Source organism: Bradyrhizobium sp. USDA 372 (assembly GCF_053629095.1).
Map to the genome: position 1 here is coordinate 7,371,794 of NZ_JBRJHR010000001.1, position 20,662 is coordinate 7,392,455.

Below are 20,662 nucleotides of genomic sequence, written 5' to 3' on the forward strand. Positions count from 1 at the left end.
CCGCCTCCCTCAACCTGCGTAGGTTGCGGCCACGACGATCGGGCCGAGTACCGTGAGCACGACATTGCCGACCGCGTAGGGGACGGCGACGCCGAGCACCGGGGTCTGGCTCTCGGCAACGTCGCACGCGCCGGTGACGGCGGCATCGACCGTCATCGCGCCGGCGAGCGCACCGCAGGTCACGACGGGATTCATGCGCAGCAGATAATAGGCAACGAGCGTTCCGACCACCATCGGAACCAGCGTGACCACGATCCCCATGCCGACCAGCAACAGGCCGTGGGCCTGGATCGCCGACCAGGCGGCGAGGCCGTTGCCGAGTCCGATCGCCGCTATGAAGCCGCCGAGGCCGATGTCGCTCAGGGTCTGCTGCGCCGCCGGCGGCATTGCGCCGATGCCGGGCCGGCGCGTCCGCAGCCAGCCGCAGACGAGCCCTGCGATCAGCGCGCCGCCGCCGCCACCCAGCGTCAATGCGACAGTGCCGACTTTGAAGCTGGCAAGGCCGGCCAGAAGCCCCACTGCAATGCCGGCGGCGAGATAGGCGATGTCGGTGCGATCGCTGGTATTCAGGGCGTGTCCCACGTGCGCCGTTGCGCGGGCGATATTGCTGGTGCTGCCGACCAGCGTCATGACGTCGCCGAGATAGACCCGCGTGTCGGGACCGAGAGGCACTTCGCGGCCCATGCGCCTCAGCGCACGCAGGAATACGCCGCGTGCATTGTCGCCGAGCCGGTCAACGATCTCGCGAAGTGAGCGGCCGTGCAGCTGGGGATTTTCGACGAGCACCTCGATCACATTGCCCGGCAGGTTGCGCAGCAGCTCCTCCGCGTCGATCTCGGCCCCGAGGATCGGCTTGGCCGCGACGATCGCGGCGGTCGGACCGGCAATGACGATGTCGTCGCCGGCCTCGAGCACGGTGTCCTGCTGCGGCTTGATGTCGGCCCCGCCGCGCACGATCCGCTCCACGACCGTGCGGCTGCCGATCTCCGCCTCGATGGCACCGATGGTGCGACCAGCGGCGGGAGACACGCGATAGGCGCGGGCCTGGAATTTACGGTACGACAGGTTTTCCGTCTTCGGCGGCACACCGCCGGCGAGCTCCGCCTCGAGCTTTTTCGCCTCCGTCTTCAGATCGATCCGCATCAGCCGTGGCGCCACGAATGGCACGAACAGGAGCGTCAGGATGTAGCCGAGCACGTAGGTCACCGCGTAGCCCGCCGCGATGTTGGCTTCCTGCTGCTTCAGCACGTCGCTCGGCAGGCCGAGCTGCGCCAGGGCGCCAGATGCGGTGCCGATCACCGAGGATTGCGTCAGCGCCCCGGCCGTCAGTCCCGCCGCTGTCCCTGTATCCAACGTGAAGACACGAGCGAAGATGAGCACCAGGACGAGCCCGGTGGCGCCGATCACCAGCGCCAGCACGACCTGCGCCAGGGTCCGCAGGCTCAGCGAAGCGAAAAATTCCGGTCCAGAACGGTAGCCGATGGTGAACACGAACAGGCTGAACAGGATCGCCCTGAGGATCGGCGGGAACGTGAAACTCCCGAGTTGTCCGATCAGCACGGCGACAATCAGGATGCAGGCGGTGGTTCCGATCGAGAAGCCGCGGATCCTGATGCGGCCGAGGATGGTGCCGATCGCGATCGCGAGCAGCAGGAAAATTTCCGGTGCGGTGGCAATGATCCACCTGACGGTTTCCATGGCATTCCCCCGGCGCTTTGGCGTGATTTGATTGATGGCGGCGGGGGTGTTGCTTGATCCAGATCAAGCCTTCGCGGCAACGTGGCGGCGCCTATGACGCGATGGAATGTGCGCGACAGCCCGTATTGCCGACATGAGTACCTTTGACGTCGCGGCCGGCGCGATCCGCCGCGATGAGACAGTCGAGATCGTCCTGCTGCTCGCCTTTGCCGGCGGCTATATCGACGCTTATACCTGGATCATCCACGGTGTGATGGCGAACGCCCAGACCGCAAATCTGGTCTTCCTCTGGGTCTATGCGACGGCCGGCAACTGGGCGAAGGCCTTGCATTTCGTTCCGCCAATCCTGGCTTTCGCGATCGGAATCGTGCTTGCAGCCGGGCTGCGCCGCGTCGCGGGCGAGCGGGCCAGCGCGATCAGCACATTGATCGAGATCCTGCTCTTGATAGCGATCGGTATTCTGCATAATCGGCTGCCCGATCTGGCCGGAACGCTCGGTATTTCCGCCGTGGCGGCGATGCAGGCCGCGATGTTCCTCAAGGTCGAAGGCACAGCGTGCAGCACGGTGATGATCACCGGCAATATGCGTCAGGCTATCGAGAACGTCTTCGCAGTCGCAGCAGGGGGCGCGCCACTGGGAACGCTGCGGCGTTCGGGCATCTTCTTCGCACTATGTGCCGTGTTCGGCTTCGGTGCCGCGGCCGGCGCTCTTGCTACCAAGAACATTCCCGATCTCGCGTTGGGCCTGCCCGTGGTCGCGCTGTTGATTGTGTTGCTGCGCTGCGAGGCGTCCCGTGCGGAGGACGGGCGATGAACCGCTCAGGAGTTTCTGGGACTGGGCGCGAACCTCGCGGCCGCCTTCGGCCATGGCTATCCCGTTGCGGGCGGCCTGTCGCGATCGGCGCTGAACGACAATGCCGGCGGACGGACGCCGCTGGCACTGGTGACCTGCCCGGCGATGATCAGGCGAGCGTCGCACAACGAACGGCCTGATGTTGTCGTGTTGCGCTGCGAACGCATGGCATCGGGTCGCATCATAATGCATGCGACCGTTGACTTGGATCAACGGAGCGAGCAGCGCCGCACCCACCATCCCGCATCACCTTCGGTAAAAAGGATCGGGAGAGAGAGATGTCCAAAGAGGCCAAGCCCGCACAGAAGCGCATCGACCAGTTCTTTTCCGGCCCGGGTGCACGGGCAGACGACTGGCGCGACCTAGTGGAAGCAGCAAAGACCTGGGCGCGCGTCGGCAATCGCGCAGCCTATGACGCTGCGCTGGCCGATCTTTCGATCACCGAAGAATTTCACGGCTATCCCGGTCCGCACCTCATGGCGGCGCTGCGGGAAGCTGCGGCCGCCGGCGACGGTGCGTCATCGTTCGCCCTTGCGACGAGAATTGCCCAGGCGCTGGCAACGCGATCCTTCCGCCAGCATGCCGGCGACTGGAGCCCCAAGGACGACGGCAATGGCGATGCGCCCGAACTGGTGCCGCCGGCCTTTGGCGCGCACAGCGCGCGCAGGCCGTATTTCGAGACCCTGATCGTCACCGGCGTATCATCCAGCCAATGGCCGGCGCTGGCCGCCGAATGGCGCAAGCTGCGGCGCCCGGTCGACGCATTCATCTATGAACCCGTCATCGTCGGCAGCCTGGAGGACGCCTTCTGCGCGACGATGCTCAATCCGAACATCGGAGCAGTTATCATCAACGAGGGCTTCGGCCTGCGTTCGCGCCACGATGCGCCGGTGTTGCGCTCGATCATGGCAACGGCCGGTCTCAACGACGAAACCGACGCCTCGGCGCTGCGGCTCGCCCAGATCATCAAGCGCGTCAGGCCCGAGCTCGACCTTTACATGATCTCGAACCGGGACGTGGAGGAGCTCGCCGGCAATCCCGAGGCGGATGTGGTCCGCCGCATCTTCTATTCCGTTGAAGAGCTGCTGGAACTGCATCTGTCGATCCTGGAAGGGATCCAGGATCGCTACGACACGCCGTTCTTCGACAATCTCAAGAAATACGCGCAGCGTCCGATCGGCACCTTCCATGCGCTGCCGATCGCGCGCGGCAAGTCGATCTTCAAGTCCGACTGGATCCGCGACATGGGTGAGTTCTACGGCCCGAACCTGTTCCTGGCCGAGAGCAGCGCCACCACCGGCGGTCTCGACAGCATGCTGGAGCCGACCGGCAACATCAAGAAGGCGCAGGAGAAGGCGGCGAGGGCGCTCGGTGCCGATCGCGTCTTCTTCGTCACCAACGGCACCTCGACGTCGAACAAGATGGCGGTGCAGGCGCTGCTGGCGCCCGGCGACATCGCGATCGTCGACCGCAATTGCCACAAGTCGCATCATTACGGCATGGTGCTGGCCGGTGCGCAGCCGCTCTACGTCGAAGCCTTCCCGATGACGGAATATTCGATGTACGGCGCGGTGCCGCTGAAGACCATCAAGCAGGCGCTGCTGGGCGCCAAGGCCGACGGCCGGCTTGACCGCGTCAAGATGGTCGACCTGACCAACTGCACCTTCGACGGCCATATCTACAACACAAGGCGGGTGATGGAGGAATGCCTCGCCATCAAGCCCGATCTGATCTTCCTCTGGGATGAAGCCTGGTTCGGCTTCGCGCGATTCTCGCCGTTCCTGCGCCGCCGCACCGGACTTGGCGCCGCCAACGAGATCGAGGCATGGATGCGCCATCCCAAGTCGGTCGAGGCCTATGAGAAGCAGCAGGCCGAGCTCGGCAAGAACCCGTCCGAGGAGGCGCTGCTCAAGACCCGCCTGATCCCGGATCCCAGACAGATCCGGCTGCGCGTCTACCAGACCAACTCGACCCACAAGTCGATGTCGGCGATCCGCCAGGGCTCGATGCTCTCGGTCAAGGACGTCGAATTCCACACCGTCGAGCAGCAGTTCAAGGAGGCGGTGTTCACCCACGCCTCGACAAGTCCGAACCAGCAGCTGATCGCGAGCCTCGACATCTCGCGGCGGCAGATGGAGCTGGAGGGCTATGGCCTCGTCGCCAATGCAATCGAGATTGCGTTCGCGATCCGCCAGGCAGTCAACAACAATCCGCTGATCTCGAAATACTTCCGCATCCTCGGTGCCGACGCCATGGTGCCGGCGCAGTATCGCCAAAGCGGCTTCACCGACTTCCTCGCCCCCGGCGTCAACTGGGCGAATACGCTGAAGAGCCTGAACGAGGACGAGTTCTGTCTCGACCCGACCCGCATGACGCTGGTGTGCGGCATGGCCGGCTATGACGGCACGCAGTTCAAGGGCATTCTCGCCAACGAGTACAACATCCAGGTCAACAAGACCTCGCGCAACTCGGTGCTGGTCCAGTCCAACATCAACAACACCCGCAGCGACGTCGCGCATCTGGTCCGCGTGCTCGCCGAGATCGCGGGTGAGATCGACCGCGGCCTTGCCCAGGGCGGTGCCAATGCGCGGAAGGTCTTCGAGGCACGGGTGACGAGCCTCATGAAGGACGTGCCCGACCTACCGAACTTCTCGCATTTCCACCCGAGCTTCCGCGGCGATGCCGGCACCAAGACCAATGAAGGCGACATCCGCAGCGGCTTCTACGCGGCCTATGACGTTGCCGGCTGCGAGCACATTCGCCTCAACGACCCCGAGATCGACCGGCGGCTGAAGGCCGGTCCCGAGCTCGTCTCGGCCAATTTCGTCATTCCCTATCCGCCGGGCTTCCCGATCATGGTGCCCGGCCAGGTCATCACCCAGGAGACCATCGACTTCATGCGCAAGCTCGATGTGAAGGAGATCCATGGTTACGACGCCAAGGAAGGGCTGAAACTCGTACGGACGGAAGCCTTGGCCAAGCTCGGCAGGCCAAAGCCCAGCGCGCAGCCAAAGCTCAAGGCCGCGTCATAGGCCGGGAGGGGACGAACATGCAGGCATTTTTCGAATTCTTGCAGCAGTACCCCTATTTGCTGCTGTTCTTCGTGGTCGGTCTCGCCGTCTATATCGGCCGGGCCAGCATCAAGGGCTATGGCCTCGGCATGGTCGCCGGTGCCATCGTGGTCGGCGCGGGCCTCTCGGTCTGGGCATCCAGCTATGGCGTGAAGCTGGAGCTGAATAACTTTGCCAAGAGCCTGTTCTACTATCTCTTCATGTACGGCGTCGGCCTGCGCGTCGGTCCTTCCTTCGTCAACAGCCTGAGGGGCGACGGGATCAAGTTCCTGTTCCTCGCCGTGGTGTCGAGTGTGATCGGCCTGACGCTCGTCGTGCTTGGGGCGAAGCTCTTCGCATTGCCGCCCGGTGCGGCCGGCGGCATGCTGGCGGGTTCGCAGACCATGTCGGCGGCGATCGGTTCGGCCGAGCAGGCCGTCACGTCGGGCGTCGTGAAACTGCCTGCCGGGATGAAGCCAGAGGATGCCTCCGGCATGATCGCCTTGTCCTACGGTATCACCTACATTTGGGGCACCGTCGGCATCATCCTGATCTGCAAATATCTGCCGCGCTGGTGGGGCGTCGATGCCAAGGCTGCCGCGAAGCAGTATGAGCAGGAGTTCGGCGTCAAGGATCTCGAAGGCGGCGCTCTGACCGGCTACCGTCAGTTCGGTCTGCGGGCCTACCGGCTCGAAAATCCCGCGACGGTGGGGATGAGCATCGCCAAATTCCGCGCGGTCAATCCGGAATACCGGATCGTCAACGTGGGGCGTAATGGCGAGCCGCAGGGTGCTGATCCCGAGCTCGTGCTGCAGAAGGGCGATATCGTCGCGCTGGGCGGCTCGACCGAGCATCTGACCGAGAAGATGGGCCTGATCGGTCCGGAGGTCGCCGACGCCAAGACGCTCGGTATACCCATGGACCAGGCTGAAATCGTCGTCTTCAACAAGGACGTCGTCGGGCGTACTTTCGAATCCTTCCGCGACACGGCCATCGCCGGCCAGCTGCAGGTGACCAAGGTCGAACGGGGCGGCGTGCAGATCCCGGCCGGTCTCAAGACCAAGCTGGAACGCATGGACATCGTCTCGGTGGTCGGCCTGAAGTCGGCTGTCAACGAGCTCGGCGAGATGTGGGGCCGCATCGCGCGCGCTAACACCTCGACCGACCTGCTGACCCTGTCGGTCGGCATGATCATCGGCTTCCTGATCGGCATGATCGAATTCCCGGCCTTCGGCGCCAAGGTCGGCCTCGGCAATGCCGGCGGCCTGTTGCTGTCGGGCGTGATCGTGTCCTCGGTCGTGTCGCGTCTGCGCTTCTTCGGCAATACGCCGAATGCGGCGCGAAACGTACTCGAGGATCTCGGCCTCGTCGTGTTCGTCGCGATCGTCGGCGTCAATGCTGGCGCCGGCCTGTTGGCTCAGCTCACCGGCGCGCTCGCGCTCAAGATCTTCATCGTCGGCTTCATCGCGTGCACGATCCCGCCGTTCATCGTCTGGGCGATCGGATTCCACGTCTTCAAGATCAATCCGGCGGTGCTGATGGGCGGCGTTGCCGGCGCACGCTCGCATTCCGGCCCGTGCCGCGAGGCCGCGGTCGAGATCCAGAGCTCCGTGCCCTGGATCGGATTCCCGGTCGGCTATGCCGTCTCGGGCATCCTTCTCACCATCTTCGGCTACTTCGCCATGATCCTGGCTCAATAAGGGGAAGACACGTCATGAGAAAACTGATCTTCGGCGCCGTCCTGGTCGCCTCGCTCGCAACCGTTGCCGGCTTCAGCACGCCGACGCATGCCGATACCGGCCAGGTTGCGGTCGTCTTCACCAAGGGAGGCTTCATCGTCGGCGCCGGTGGCGGAGAGGGCGTTTTGGTCTACCGGGGCAAGAAGTATCCGTTCACGGTGTCTGGCATGAGCGTGGGGCTCACCATCGGGGCGTCGACGACGAAGTTCGTCGGTCGGGCGCTCAATCTGAAGGGGCCGGCATCCATCGAAGGCTCCTATGCCGTGGGAGGAGCGGGTGGGGCAATCGCCGCAGGTGCTGGCGCGGTTCAGTTGCAGAACAGCAATGGCGTCATCCTCCAGCTCAGCGGTCCCAAGGTCGGCGCGGAAGTATCGGCTGCCGTCGGCGGTGTCACAATCCGCCTGAAATCGAGTTGAACGAGCCGCGCAGCGCGCCCGTTCACGTGCGCGCTGCAGGAGCCCGCCTCACAAAGCCTTCGTCTTGTTGATTCAAATCAAGCTCGAATCGGATCGGTACCCGACCTTATCGTCGGGTGCCTATCGAGGTCGTGCGGCGGCATCATCCAACAGCGAGTGATGGCACCCCAATCATAGGAGAAGATGCCATGCTTCGTTATCTTCTGGCCGCTCTTGCGGCCTTTGTCCTGCTCACCGTCAGCCTCATTCCCAGACGATGCTTTCGCTCGTCGCGGTGGTGGCGGCTTTCATGGCGGCGGAGCGCGTGCAGGTGGCTTTCATGGCGGAGGTGTCCGCGGTGGCGCTGTTCACGCGGGCCGCATCCATGGCGGGCATCGCGTCGCCGGAGGTCCGCGCCCTGCTCATCCGATAGCCGGTCGTCCCGGCCGCTATCCAGTCGCAGGTCGTCCGGGTCGTCCCGTCGCCGGTTATCCGGGATATCGTCCTGGCTACGGCTACGGCTGGGGCCGCGCGGCCGGCGCTGCCGCAGTTGGGGCTGCAGCAGCGGGCGCTTACGGCGCTTACGGCTACTACAACAACAGCTGTTATCAGGACACCTACGGCAATTGGGTCTGCCCGCAGCAAAACCGGTATGGCTATTGAGCGATTGACGGCAAAGCGCGATGACGATTCATCCTAATCGCATCGCGCTTTAGCGGCCTGATGCTGCTCAATAGCGCTGCGCGACGAAATTCATCCCCTTGAGGCTGGTCTGGTCGTTGTAGCGTCCCTTGTCGGAGCGCTTCGGCAGCTTGATCGTGTCCTTCTTGATGCGCTTGTAGGGGATGGCGCCGAGAAGGTGGGCGATGCAGTTCAGCCGCGCCCTTCGCTTGTCGTCGGAGCGGACGATGTGCCAGGGTGCTTCCTTCGTGCTGGTCTTCTTCAGCATCAGGTCGCGCGCCCGCGAATAGTCGTACCACCGCCTGAAGGATTCCAGGTCCATCGGACTGAGCTTCCACTGCCGGACCGGGTCGTCGATACGGGCCTTGAAGCGGCGCTCCTGCTCGTCCATGCCGACCTCGAGCCAGATCTTGATCAGGATGATGCCGCCGTCGATGACATATTTCTCCATCTGTGGGCACAGGTTGAGGAAGCGCTCGTGTTCGGCGGGGGTGCAGAAGCCCATGACGTATTCGACGCCGGCGCGGTTGTACCAGCTCCGGTCGAAGATCACGATCTCGCCGCCGGCCGGAAACCGCTCCATATAGCGCTGGAAGAACAATTGCGTCTTCTCGCGGTCGGATGGCGCGGGGAGGGCGACGACCCTGAATACGCGCGGGCTGACCTTCTCGGTGATCGCCTTGATCGTGCCGCCCTTGCCGGCGGCGTCCCGGCCCTCGAACAGGATGATGACCCGGAGCTTGTTCTCCCGCACATAGTCCTGGAGGTGGCACAGCTCGACCTGCAGCTTCTCGAGCTCTTTCTCGTAATCCTTCCGCTTCATCCGCTCTGCAGCTGCGTCCTTGGCCATGCCTACCCGTCCTAATCGTCCCAGGATATGGTCACGCCGATGTCGCCCGGCACGCCGCCGGGAAAATCGATGACCTGATAGGCAATGCGATAGCCGCGCGGTTTCAGGTAATCGGTCCAGAGCTGGAAGATCTCCTTGGGGATCCCGGTCAGGGTGTTCTCCCAACCCTTCTCCATCTGATTGATGGCGCGGCCCTTGTCCGTGCACAGCGAGTTGGGGAAGCGATAGACCAGCACTTCCGTCAGGCCGTTTCGCACCGCGCGCTGGATGATGGTCGAGGCGAGCTTGATCTTCTCTTCCTCGGTCTTGCCCGACGGCTTGCTCAGGCGCTCGATCAGCGCACGCTTCTCGGCCTCGGCGGCGGCTGCGAGGCGGACATATTCCTCCGCCTTTTCAGCCTCCTTGAGGGCGGCTTCCTTTCGGATCTGGGCGGCGTTGGGGATGAGATCGTCTAGGCCGGGCATGGCGGGCGGCTCCTGATGGTTATCCAATCAGCACGCAGAAAACGCTAGGTCCAGCGCAAAAGCGTTCCCTTGATTCAAATCAAGCAAACGCGGACCTATCCGCACACAGTGCTGCACATGCATGTCTTGACCGGGAGAGACGCTTGAGCGACCAGCTTCATCCGATGGCACCGCATCATCTGCCGTTCTATCTAGCGCCCGGGAGCGGGACCGACACGTTGATGGTGGTGATGGGCGTATTCCTGATCGGGACCGTGCTCTGGGTCGGCACGCTCTATTGGAAACTGCACAGCCTGCCCGAGCGGATGGCGCACAAATCGCAGAAATTGCAGTTCGAGTTCGTTGCGGTGCTCGGCCTGATCTCCCTGTTCACGCACATGCACATCTTCTGGATCGCCGGCCTGCTGCTCGCGATGATCGATCTTCCGGATTTCGGCACGCCGCTTCGCAGCATTGCCGGATCCGTCGAAAAGATCGCTGACGCAACGCCGGTTTCCGACGGCGGGGATGTCTTGCCCGAGACCGCTGCGACGCCGCTTCTGCAGGATAGGCCGGGACCCGCCAAGGAGAAGGAGCACAGCCATGTTTGAGCTGATGTTCTGTTCGCTGCTGACGATCCTGCCCGATTACCTCTACCGCCGTTATGTTCAGGGCAAGCGCTTCGGCAAGGAGATCACCTTCTTCTCGATCTGGTACGAGTTGCGCTGGGGCATCACCGCCTGCCTGATGCTGACGATCTCGTTGATCACGATGATCTTCTATTTCCATCCCGCAACCTCATCCGCGACGTTGTACTTCCGCACCGTGCCGATTCTGCCCGAAGGCTCGGGCCGTGTCGCCGAGGTGAAAGTCGGGTTCAGCGCGCCGGTCAAGAAGGGCGATGTTCTGTTCACGCTCGACAGCTCGAAGCAGCAGGCTGCGTTCGAGACGGCCAAGCGCAAAGTCGCGGAGGTCGATGCCGCCATGCAGACCGCACAGGCCGATGTGGTCAAGGCCGAGGCGCAGATCGGGGAGGCGAAGGCCAACTACCAGCAGGCCAAGGACGAGCTCGAGGTCAAGACCGAGCTCCAGCGCCGCAATCCGGGCATCGTTCCGCAGCGGGATATCGAAAAGCTCCAAGTCCTGGTCGACCAGCGACAGTCCGGCGTCGACGCTGCAACGGCCGTGAAACAAGCCGCATCTCTGCAGGTCTCCGTCCTGCTGCCGGCCCAAAAGGCCAGCGCCGAAGCTGCGCTCGACCAGGCTCAGGTCGATCTCGACAAGACGTCTGTGCGTGCCGGCGTCGATGGCCGGGTCGAGCAGTTCCTGGTTCGCACCGGCGACGTCGTCAACCAGCTGATGCGCCCGGCCGGCGTCCTCATTCCCGAGGAGGCCGGCCGAAAGGTTCTTCAGGCCGGCTTCGGTCAGATCGAGGCGCAGGTGATGAAGACCGGCATGGTCGCGGAAGCGACCTGCATCTCGAAGCCATGGAAGATCATCCCCATGGTGATCACGACGGTGCAGGACTACATCGCAGCCGGGCAATTCCGGTCCGGCGAGCAATTGCTGGAAGCGCAGAATGCCGTCCGCCCCGGCACGATCCTCGTGTTTCTGGAGCCGCTCTACAAGGGCGGCCTCGACGGTGTCACGCCGGGCTCGAGCTGCATCGTCAATGCCTACACCAGCAACCACGAGGAGATCTCGGCCAAGGACACCCCGACCAGCCGGAAGATCGCGCTGCACGTCGTGGATGGCGTCGGCCTCGTGCATGCGCTGCTGCTGCGCATTCAGGCGCTGTTGCTGCCGATCCAGACACTCGTGCTGAGCGGCGGCCATTGAACGAGAGAAGCGGACGAACGAGACTATGGGCGGGTCGTCACGCGCCGCTGAGGCCCGCCTCGGGGCTGTCCGTGCGCTGCAATCCGCGCTAAAATTGCCGGAGATCGCAGTCAGCGAAAGCTGCGGGGAGTGGAGCTGAGCGGGCGCATGTCCACAGATGCGGTCAGGCCGGTTGCGGCTGCGTGGCTTTGTCTCGGCCTCTTGCTCGCCGGGTGCACGCTATGCGGTCCTGCGCGCGCGCAATCGGCCCCGGCACCGCGCAGCGAGCCCAAGCGTGTGCTGATGCTGCATTCCTTCGGGCGCGATTTCTTGCCCTGGAGCGAGTACGCACGCAGCATCAAGACCAATCTCGAGGAGCGCTCTCCCTGGCCGCTCGATATCCAGGAACATACGCTTCTTACCGCCCGGTTCATCGCGCCGGGTCCTGAGGGGCCCTTCGTCGAATATCTTGGTTCGCTGTACGAAGGGCGGCCACCTGACATCGTGATGAGCATTGGCGGGCCAGCGGCCGGATTCGTGCAAAGGCATCGCGAGAAGCTGTTTCCGAAGGCGCCAATGGTCCTCACGACAGTCGAGGAACGATTGATCGACCGCTCACGCCTGACCCGGAACGACGCGGTCGTGTCAGTCCGTAACGAATTTGTCACGGCCTTCCGCAATGTTCTGCAGGTGCTGCCGGACACGCAGACGATAGCCCTCGTCATTGGCGCGTCTGCGTTGGAGAAATTCTGGCTCGAAGAGGTCAAGAGGGACGTCAAGCCGCTCGAAGGCCGGGTTTCGTTCGTTTGGTACGGCGATCTGTCGTTCGAGGACATCCTGAAACGGGCATCGACGCTTCCCCCGCACACGGTTCTGTTCTGGGGGTTGATGTCGGTCGACGCGGCGGGTGTCGTTCATGATGGAAATCTGGCGCTGCATCGCCTTCAGGCCGTCGCGAACGCCCCAATTTTCTGCTTTGAGGAGTCGTTCTTCGGACGCGACATTGTCGGCGGTCCGATGCATTCAATTCCTGAACTCGGTCAAAAGACCGCCGATGCGGCACTGCGAATTCTGGGCGGGGAAGAGCCTGCAAACGTCAGAATTGAACCGATCGCATATGCAGCTCCCAAATACGATTGGCGGGAGTTGCAGCGCTGGGGCATCAGCGAGAGTAGCCTGCCCAAGGGAAGCACCATCCTGTTTCGCGAGCCGACTATCTGGCAGCGCTATCGCTGGCAGATGCTGATGATCTCGGCCGTGTTCCTGGTGCAGGCCGGACTCATCAGCGGGCTCCTGCACGAGCGTCGCCGCCGGCGGGTTGCCGAAGTCGAATCGCGTCAGCGGCTGACGGAACTCGCCCACGTGAACCGCTACTCGGCCGTTGGCGAGCTGACGACCTCGATCGCGCATGAACTGAACCAGCCCCTCGGATCGATTCTGACCAACGCCGAAACGGCAGAGCTCATGCTGAAGGCTGCCCAGCCCGATCTGGTCGAGATCCAGCAGATCCTCGCCGACATCAGAAGGGACGACCAACGGGCGAGCGAGGTGATCCGCAGGCTGCGCAGCGTTCTGAAAAAGACCCCCTTCGAAGTCAAGGACATCGAGCTCAACGATACGGTGCGCGAAGCAATTGGTCTCGTGAAGGCGCTCGCCCAGGGGCGCCGGATCACGTTGAGCTATCTGCCGGTCATGGTCGACCTTCACGTCAAGGGCGATCCGGTCCAGCTTCAGCAGGTCCTCCTCAACCTGATCATCAACGCGTTGGATGCGATCTCCGATGCGGACACCGGAAAGCGGGAGGTCAGCGTCGCGACCCTGCGTGCCGGCAATCAGGCCGAAATCAGGATCAGCGATACCGGGCCTGGAATGGCCGCCTCCGACGTCGCGAACGTCTTCGATCCATTTTTTACGACGAAACCGCAAGGCATGGGCATGGGACTGGCGATCGCCAGGACCATCGTCGAGGCCCATCACGGCACGATCGCTGCTGCGAACCAGATTGCGGGCGGCGCGCTGTTCACGATCCGGCTTCCGATCGCGCGCTGAGAGATGATGCGCGTCTCTCAGGGGCGGGCTGTCTCGACCGAAAATCCTTGTCGAATGCTCGTGCGTCCTTGCGCTGCAGCAGCCGCGACGGCCTGGTTTCGTTGATCTCGATCAACAAATGCCTGCGGCCCGGCTTGATCCTCCCGCACTGGGAGTCAGACGGAGGATGTAATGTTTCGTTGCGGCACGACCCTGATGGCGCTGGCGCTCTTGATGGCGACTTCGGTCGCCGCAGCGGCGCAGACCCCAACAACACCTGCAGCGCCGGCGCCGCAGGCGCAGCCTGCCAGTCCACCTGCGCCGACGGCCGAGCTCTTGAAGCCCGAGCAGCTCGAGGCCCTCGTCGCGCCGATCGCGCTTTATCCCGACGAATTGCTCGCCAATGTACTGGCTGCCTCGACCTATCCGCTGGAAGTGGTGCAGGCCGACCGCTGGCTGAAGGAGCGCAAGAGCCTGAAGGGCGATGCGCTGAAGACGGAAGTTGAGAAGCAGGGCTGGGACGACAGCGTCAAGGCGCTGGCCAGCACCGCCGACGTCCTCGCGATGATGAGCGACCAGCTCGACTGGACCAAGAAGCTGGGCGATGCGTTCCTCGCGCAGCAGCCCGACGTGATGGACGCGATCCAGCGTCTGCGCAACAAGGCCTATGACAACAAGAAGCTCGTCACCACCAAGCAGCAGAAGGTCAGCGTCCAGTCTCAGGAAGGCAAGCAGGTCGTCTTGATCCAGCAGGCCGATCCCTCGGCGATGTACGTGCCGTATTACGACCCGGCGACGGTCTACGGCAGCTGGCCCTATGCGGAATATCCGCCGTATTATTGGGGCTATCCGTCTTACATCGGCGCCGGCATGGTCGCCGCCGGTCTCGCCTTCGGCACGGCCTGGGCGATCGGACGCTGGGGCAATTACTGGGGCGGTGGCTTCAACTGGGGCAACCGCAACGTCTATGTCAACCATCGCACCACGAACATCGGCAATGGCTGGCAGCACAATCCGGCGCATCGCGGTGGTGTCCGCTACAACAACAGCAATGTTCAGCAGCGCTTCGGCAACAACAATCTGAAGGCCGGCGTGTCGGACCGGATGGATTTCCGCGGCCGCGACGGCAACCAGGTGCTGCGGCCCAATCAGGGTGCCGGGGACCGGGCGGGAGATCGTGCGGGCGATCGCGGTGGTCCAGGTGATCGTGCCGGCAATCGCGGCGACCGGCCCGGCGGCGGCGATCGTGCCGGTGCGGGCGATCGTGCCAAAGGTGCGAATAAGGGCGCGAGCAAGGGCGGCGGCGATCGCGCCAAGGCTGCGAACCGCGCCGGCGGCGGTGCGGCCAATCGTGGCGGCGGCGGCAATCGCGGCGGTGCCATGAACGTTTCCTCCGGCCGCTCGGCTGCCGCCGCATCCGCGCGCGGCCGCAGCAGCATGGCGAGCATGCCGCGCGGTGGCGGCGGCGGACCAAGCTTCGCCGGCCGCGGTGGCGGTGGCGGCATGGCGATGCGTGGCGGCGGTGGAGGAGGCGGCTTCCGCGGCGGTGGCGGCGGTGGCCGGCGTTCCGACGTCGCGCTGAAGCATGACATCGTCCTGCTCGGTCATCTCTCGAACGGCCTTGGCTACTATCGGTTCAGTTATATCGGCAGCGGCAAGGCCTATGTCGGCGTGATGGCGCAGGAGGTCGAGCAGGTGATGCCCGATGCCGTGACCCGCGGCAGCGACGGCTATCTGCGCGTCCATTACGAGAAACTCGGGCTGACGTTCCGCACCTATCGCGACTGGCTCGCTGGCGGCGCGAAAATTCCTGCGGAGGTGATGCCATGACTGCTCTGAAATCGTTTAACCGTGCGCTGCTCCCCGGCGTGTTCGCGCTCGCGCTGCTCGGATCGGCCTCTCTCGCGCAGGAATCCTACAAGACACCGGAAGAGGCCGCGTCTGCCCTTGCCGCCGCGGTCAAGAGCGGCCCGAAAGACATTTTGAAAGTGCTCGGCAGGAACGCGGAGGACATCGTCTCATCCGGTGACGAGGTCGCCGACAACGATATACGTCAGCGTTTCACCTCGATGTATGACACCAAGCATAGCATCAAGGCGGAGGGCAACAAGTCTGCCACCTTGATACTCGGGCCGGACGACTTCCCGTTCCCGATTCCGCTGGTCAACACCAGGACGGGCTGGGCGTTCGACACCGACGAGGGACGGATCGAGGTGCTGCGCCGTCGCATCGGCCGCAACGAACTCGACGCGATCCAGACCGCGCTCGCCTTCGTCGACGCGCAAAACGAATATGCCGAGAAGGACCGCGGCGAGGGCGTCGGCGTCTACGCGCAGCGCATCGTCTCCTCGCCCGGCAAGAAGGACGGCCTGTTCTGGCGCGACGACAGCGATCCGAGCCCGCTCGGTGCGCTCGCGGCCGAAGCCTCGAAGGAGGGCTATCGCGGTAACGATGTCGGACCTGAACCTTATCACGGTTATTACTTCCGGATTCTCAAAGGGCAGGGGCGGGATGCGCCCGGCGGTGCGCTCAACTACGTCGTCAAGGGCAAGATGATCGGCGGCTTCGCCCTGATCGCCTGGCCCGCGGAATACGGCAATTCGGGCGTCATGACCTTCCTCGTCAATCATGACGGCGTCGTCTATCAGAAGGATCTCGGCCAGCGCACCGAGTTCATCGCGCAGCGCATCACGCTGTTCGATCCCGACCAGACCTGGAAGAAGGTCGATGCCGCAAAACCCTGAGCCGCGCCTGCGCGGGCGCGCATTTCGCCTGATCGTGTTGCTTCTGCTCGCACTCGGGCTGACCGCGCCGGCGACGCCGTCCTTCGCGCAGGCAGCCGGTCAGGTCAGAGTGAAGATCGTCAAGGCAGGCCTCCTGGTCGGCGGTGGCGCCGGCAGCGGCGTGTTGACGTACCGGGGCAAGACCTATCCCTTCAAGATCAGCGGCCTGAGTTTCGGCATCACGGTCGGTGCAACTTTCGGCCGTCTCGACGGCTGGGCATCCGGCATCCGGGAGGTCGGTGATTTCGCCGGCACCTACAGTTCCGTCGGCGGCGGCTTTGCGCTGGTCGGCGGTGCCAACGGTGTGCACCTCCGCAACGAAAAGGGCGTCACGATGGTGTTGCAAGGCCCGAAGGCGGGACTCGAGCTGGCGGCCAATATCAGTCAGATCACGATCGCTTTGAGGTGAAGGCTCAGGCCGGGCGCGCGGATGCAAGTGAGAGCGACAGGCGCACCGTTCTCGGATCTTCACTCCGTCCAGGCCTGAATCCCGCCTTCGCGAACACGCTGCGCATGGGCGTGTTGTCGGACAGAACCTCGGCCGTGAGCTCTCTTATGCCTTGTTCGCGCGCGATGTCTGTCAGGTGTCTCAGCAGCAGCGAGCCTACGCCGCGACCTTGCCAGGCATCCACCACGACGAAGGCCATCTCGGCCTGACCGGGCTCGACGACAACGTACCGGCCCCCGCCGATAATGGCGTATCGACCCTGTTCTTCTGCGAGAGCGGCCAGCGCAACGTGATTGCTGAAATCCACGTCCATAAAGTAGGCGCGCTCCTTCTCCGAGAAGTGCCGTTTCAAAACGAAGAACCGGCTCTGCAGCGACTGCGGGCCGGTACGCGCGATGGCAGCGAGCATATCCGCCTCGTCGCTGGCGCGAAGCGCGCGGATCTGGATCGGAGTGCCGTCCTTCAGTACGGTTTGGACGCTGTAAGTTGCAGCTTGTGACATGACGATGTTGCTCGTCCAAACCGTCCAGCCGGGTCTCATGCCTTGTGATGTAGGATAAAGGCCTCCCAAGCGTGCAGATCATCTTGACCTAGATCAACGTTCGTCCTCCCCCAGCGCCGTCAATTGGCGAGGGCGACGGAGAGGTCGAGAACATGTCCATGGACAACGTACAAATTCCGGGCGGTCCCATGTCGGGGCTGGTCGCCTCGGCAGTCGAATACCTGGTCGACGCGGGACAGCGCAGTGTTCTGTTCCTAGATATCATGCGCCGGCGCGGGGATCAGTACAGGGAGCATGTCGCGCAAACCGCCCCGCATGTTCTGCAATATGCGGCCGAATTGATCATGGACGGGCGCCAGCTCGCCGAACCCGTCAATTACGCGCTGGTACGCATCGTTCCGCCTGCCAACGTCGAGATCGACATGAACCGGCGGCCGTTCGTCGTGGTCGATCCACGTGCGGGCCACGGCCCCGGCATCGGCGGCTTCAAGGCCGACAGCGAGATCGGGGTGGCGATGAAGGCAGGCCATCCCTGCTACTTCATCGGATTCCTGCCGGACCCGATGCCCGGTCAGACCATCGAGCGCATCGCGCGTGCCGAAGCCATCTTCATCGAAAAGGTCATGAGCCTTCACCCGGATGCCGACGGCAAGCCCTGCGTGATCGGCAATTGCCAGGCCGGATGGGCCGTCATGATCCTGGCCTCGCTGCGTCCCGAGCTGTTCGGCCCGCTGATCATCGCCGGCGCGCCACTGGCCTATTGGGCCGGCGTGCACGGAAAGTATCCGATGCGCTACTCGGGCGGGCTACTTGGCGGAAGCTGGTTGACGGCCCTGACGTCTGATCTCGGCGCCGGCAAGTTCGATGGTGCATGGCTGGTGCAGAACTTCGAGAACCAGAACCCTTCGAATACGCTCTGGACCAAGCAGTACAACGTCTATTCCAAAGTCGACAGCGAGGCAGATCGCTACCTCGAATTCGAGCGTTGGTGGGGCGGCCACGTCAATTTGAACGCCGAGGAGATTCAGTTCATCGTCGATGAGCTGTTCGTCGGCAATAACCTCGCCGCCGGCAACATCGAAATGTCCGATGGCCGGAAGGTTGATCTTCGCAACATCAGATCCCCGATCGTGGTGTTCTGCTCGGAGGGCGACAACATCACACCGCCGCAGCAGGCGCTGCATTGGATCCTCGATTGCTATGCCGATGTCGATGAGATCAGGGCCTACGGCCAGACCATCGTCTACACCGTGCACCAGAGCATCGGCCATCTCGGCATCTTCGTCTCCGGCGGCGTTGCCAAGAAGGAGCACGCGGAATTTTCCAGCAACATCGACCTAATCGACGTTCTGCCGCCCGGGCTCTATGAAGCAACATTCGAGGCGAAGGACGAGGAAACCGCAAGTTCGGATCTGGTCGTCGGCCAGTGGGTGATGCGATGCGAGGCACGGACGCTCGACGACATCCGCGCCATGGGCGGCAATTCGCCCGAGGACGAGCGACGCTTTGCCACCGCCAAGCGGATTTCGGAAATCAACCTGGCGGCCTATCAGAAATTCGTCCAGCCGTGGCTCAAGCGCATGGTGACGCCAAGGATGGCGGAATGGGCTCACAACATGCATCCGCTGCGGCTGCAATACGAGCTGTTCAGCAGCCAGAATCCCTATATGGCGGCGGTGAAATCATTGGCCGAGAAGGCCGCCGAGGAGCGCAAGCCGGTCGCTGCGGACAATCCGTTCCTGGCGTTCCAGGAGCAGATCTCGAAGCAGGTCGTTCACGCCCTCGACAGCTGGCGCGATTCACAGGAGGCACTCAGCGAAGCGATGTTCCTCAGCGTCTACGGATCCCCGGCACTCCAGGCGGCGGTCGGGATCGACCCGACATCCACGCCGTCGCGTCGGCGTGAGATGTCCGCCGAGCATCGCGCCATGCTCGAGAAGCGCATCGCCGATCTGAAGTCGCGGATCGGTGAAGGCGGCCTCCGTGAAGCGGCGCTGCGCGCTTTGCTCTATGTCGGCTCGGCACGGGGGATGGTGGACGAACGCAGCATCGAGGCTCTGCGCCAGGTTCGCCGGGATCATGGCGGCGCACGCATGTCGCTTGCCGAGTTCAAGATGCTGGTACGGGAGCAGTTCTTCATGCTGTTGCTCGATCGAGAATGGGCGCTCGCCGCAATACCGAAATTGCTGCCTGACGACATGAACGTTCGTCGCGCAGCATTTGAAGCGATCGAGCAGGTGCTGTCAGCCAGTGCGGACGTCACGGGCGAGCGCGCAAACCGGCTGCGGCAGATCGCTGGCCTGTTTGGCCTCGAGACCGCGGACGGTTCCGAAAGGGCGTCGAACGTTGCCCCTTTCGATCCCAAGGCGAAGGCTTCGTAACGCGGGTTGTGAGGATCGGGAGCGACATCATGTCAGCAGATGCGACGGCCACGCAGTCTCCCAGCAAGTATGACCGCCTGATCGCCGCGGCCAAGGCGATCCCGCCGACGCCGACCGTCGTCGTGCATCCCTGCGATGAGACATCCTTGCGGGGCGCCGTCGACAGCGCGTCTGCCGGCATCATCCGGCCGCTCCTGGTCGGGTCGGAGCGCAAGATCAGGGATACGGCTGCCAGGTTCGGCCTGGACATCGCGGGTTGTGAGATCGTGGATGCCGCACACAGCGACGATGCCGCCGCGAAGGGTGTCGAATTGATCCATGCCGCGCGCGGCGAATTGCTCATGAAGGGCAGCCTTCACACCGACGAGCTGATGCGAGCCGTCACGGCCAAGGTCGGGGGATTGCGGACTGATCGGCGCATCAGCCACGTTTTCGTCATGGATGTGCCGGCCTACGCCGAGACGATCTTCGTCACTGACGCCGCGATCAACATCTTCCCCGATCTGGACGCCAAGCGGGACATCATTCAGAACGCGATCGACCTCTACAATCAGGCGGGCTTCGGCAAGTCGCCGCGGGTGGCCATTCTTTCCGCAGTCGAAACCGTCACGTCGAAAATTCCGTCCACGATCGAGGCCGCGGCGCTCTGCAAGATGGCGGATCGTGGCCAGATCACAGGCGGCGTGCTCGACGGGCCGCTGGCCTTCGACAATGCGATCGACCTCGAATCGGCGCGGATCAAGGGCATCAAGTCCGAGGTGGCCGGCCGCGCTCAGATCCTGGTCGTGCCCGACCTCGAAGCGGGCAACATGCTGGCCAAGAACCTCGCCTATTTCGCCAAGGCCGACGGCGCCGGCATCGTGCTCGGCGCGCGTGTGCCTGTGGTCCTGACCTCACGTGCGGACAGCCCAAGAGCGCGAATGGCGTCCTGCGCAGTTGCTGCACTATATGCTCACGCGCGGCGCCAGAAGGCGCCGACTATCGCGGCGTGAC

17 protein-coding genes and 1 pseudogene are annotated in these 20,662 nt (G+C 63.6%); 14 read left to right on the forward strand and 4 right to left on the reverse strand.

Annotated features, from left to right (window positions below):
- Positions 1-9: 9 nt before the first annotated feature.
- Complete coding sequence (locus AB7M16_RS34345) at positions 10-1,698, reverse strand: aspartate:alanine exchanger family transporter (RefSeq protein ID WP_453946678.1); 1,689 nt, start codon at positions 1,696-1,698, stop codon at positions 10-12.
- A gap of 133 nt (positions 1,699-1,831) precedes the next feature.
- On the opposite strand from AB7M16_RS34345, the gene AB7M16_RS34350 reads away from it, so the two are divergent.
- From AB7M16_RS34350 to AB7M16_RS34375, 6 genes and pseudogenes are all read left to right on the forward strand, one after another.
- A complete protein-coding gene (locus tag AB7M16_RS34350) occupies positions 1,832-2,512 on the forward strand; it encodes a YoaK family protein (protein ID WP_453946679.1) in 681 nt (226 codons plus the stop codon).
- Positions 2,513-2,518: 6 nt separating this feature from the next.
- A pseudogene (locus AB7M16_RS34355) lies at positions 2,519-2,650 on the forward strand (SulP family inorganic anion transporter); the annotation flags it as partial.
- A 179-nt stretch (positions 2,651-2,829) separates the two neighbouring features.
- Positions 2,830-5,583 carry a decarboxylase gene (locus AB7M16_RS34360; RefSeq protein WP_453946680.1) on the forward strand — a complete coding sequence of 918 codons (2,754 nt, stop codon included), beginning with the start codon at positions 2,830-2,832 and terminating at the stop codon, positions 5,581-5,583.
- Between the two features lie 17 nt (positions 5,584-5,600).
- A complete protein-coding gene (locus AB7M16_RS34365) occupies positions 5,601-7,301 on the forward strand; it encodes an aspartate:alanine exchanger family transporter (protein WP_212256526.1) in 1,701 nt (566 codons plus the stop codon).
- A 14-nt stretch (positions 7,302-7,315) separates the two neighbouring features.
- A complete protein-coding gene (locus AB7M16_RS34370; RefSeq protein WP_172784564.1) occupies positions 7,316-7,756 on the forward strand; it encodes a hypothetical protein in 441 nt (146 codons plus the stop codon).
- Positions 7,757-8,012: 256 nt separating this feature from the next.
- Positions 8,013-8,168, forward strand: a complete 156-nt coding sequence (locus AB7M16_RS34375; RefSeq protein WP_453946681.1) for a hypothetical protein — start codon at positions 8,013-8,015, stop codon at positions 8,166-8,168.
- Between the two features lie 297 nt (positions 8,169-8,465).
- Here the strand turns inward: AB7M16_RS34375 and ppk2 are convergent, their stop codons facing one another.
- Both ppk2 and AB7M16_RS34385 read right to left on the reverse strand, forming a co-directional pair.
- A complete protein-coding gene (gene ppk2, locus AB7M16_RS34380) occupies positions 8,466-9,266 on the reverse strand; it encodes a polyphosphate kinase 2 (RefSeq protein ID WP_172784566.1) in 801 nt (266 codons plus the stop codon).
- Between the two features lie 11 nt (positions 9,267-9,277).
- On the reverse strand, positions 9,278-9,730 hold the full coding sequence (locus AB7M16_RS34385; protein WP_172784567.1) for a hypothetical protein: 453 nt from the start codon (positions 9,728-9,730) through the stop codon (positions 9,278-9,280).
- A gap of 164 nt (positions 9,731-9,894) precedes the next feature.
- Here AB7M16_RS34385 and AB7M16_RS34390 point away from each other — a divergent pair, with 164 nt between their 5' ends.
- The 6 genes from AB7M16_RS34390 to AB7M16_RS34415 all read left to right on the forward strand — a co-directional run bounded on the left by AB7M16_RS34390 (position 9,895) and on the right by AB7M16_RS34415 (position 16,747).
- Positions 9,895-10,320 (forward strand): hypothetical protein, encoded by a 426-nt coding sequence (locus tag AB7M16_RS34390; protein WP_453947302.1) that lies wholly within the window; start codon positions 9,895-9,897, stop codon positions 10,318-10,320.
- Entirely contained in the window at positions 10,313-11,548 is a 1,236-nt protein-coding gene (locus AB7M16_RS34395) for an HlyD family secretion protein (protein ID WP_453946682.1), read from the forward strand. The genes AB7M16_RS34390 and AB7M16_RS34395 overlap by 8 nt, the downstream gene beginning before the upstream one ends.
- A gap of 147 nt (positions 11,549-11,695) precedes the next feature.
- Positions 11,696-13,576 (forward strand): sensor histidine kinase, encoded by a 1,881-nt coding sequence (locus AB7M16_RS34400; protein WP_453946683.1) that lies wholly within the window; start codon positions 11,696-11,698, stop codon positions 13,574-13,576.
- A gap of 171 nt (positions 13,577-13,747) precedes the next feature.
- Positions 13,748-15,385, forward strand: a complete 1,638-nt coding sequence (locus tag AB7M16_RS34405) for a DUF3300 domain-containing protein (RefSeq protein WP_453946684.1) — start codon at positions 13,748-13,750, stop codon at positions 15,383-15,385.
- A complete protein-coding gene (locus AB7M16_RS34410) occupies positions 15,382-16,299 on the forward strand; it encodes a DUF2950 domain-containing protein (protein WP_453946685.1) in 918 nt (305 codons plus the stop codon). Before AB7M16_RS34405 ends, AB7M16_RS34410 begins: the two co-directional genes overlap by 4 nt.
- Positions 16,283-16,747 carry a hypothetical protein gene (locus tag AB7M16_RS34415; protein WP_172784572.1) on the forward strand — a complete coding sequence of 155 codons (465 nt, stop codon included), beginning with the start codon at positions 16,283-16,285 and terminating at the stop codon, positions 16,745-16,747. Before AB7M16_RS34410 ends, AB7M16_RS34415 begins: the two co-directional genes overlap by 17 nt.
- 4 nt (positions 16,748-16,751) lie before the next feature.
- Here AB7M16_RS34415 and AB7M16_RS34420 read toward each other — a convergent pair whose 3' ends face one another.
- Positions 16,752-17,288, reverse strand: a complete 537-nt coding sequence (locus AB7M16_RS34420; protein WP_172784573.1) for a GNAT family N-acetyltransferase — start codon at positions 17,286-17,288, stop codon at positions 16,752-16,754.
- Positions 17,289-17,440: 152 nt separating this feature from the next.
- On the opposite strand from AB7M16_RS34420, the gene AB7M16_RS34425 reads away from it, so the two are divergent.
- A complete protein-coding gene (locus tag AB7M16_RS34425; protein ID WP_453946686.1) occupies positions 17,441-19,669 on the forward strand; it encodes a DUF3141 domain-containing protein in 2,229 nt (742 codons plus the stop codon).
- A 29-nt stretch (positions 19,670-19,698) separates the two neighbouring features.
- A complete protein-coding gene (locus AB7M16_RS34430) occupies positions 19,699-20,661 on the forward strand; it encodes a phosphate acetyltransferase (RefSeq protein ID WP_212256502.1) in 963 nt (320 codons plus the stop codon).
- Position 20,662 lies beyond the last annotated feature (1 nt).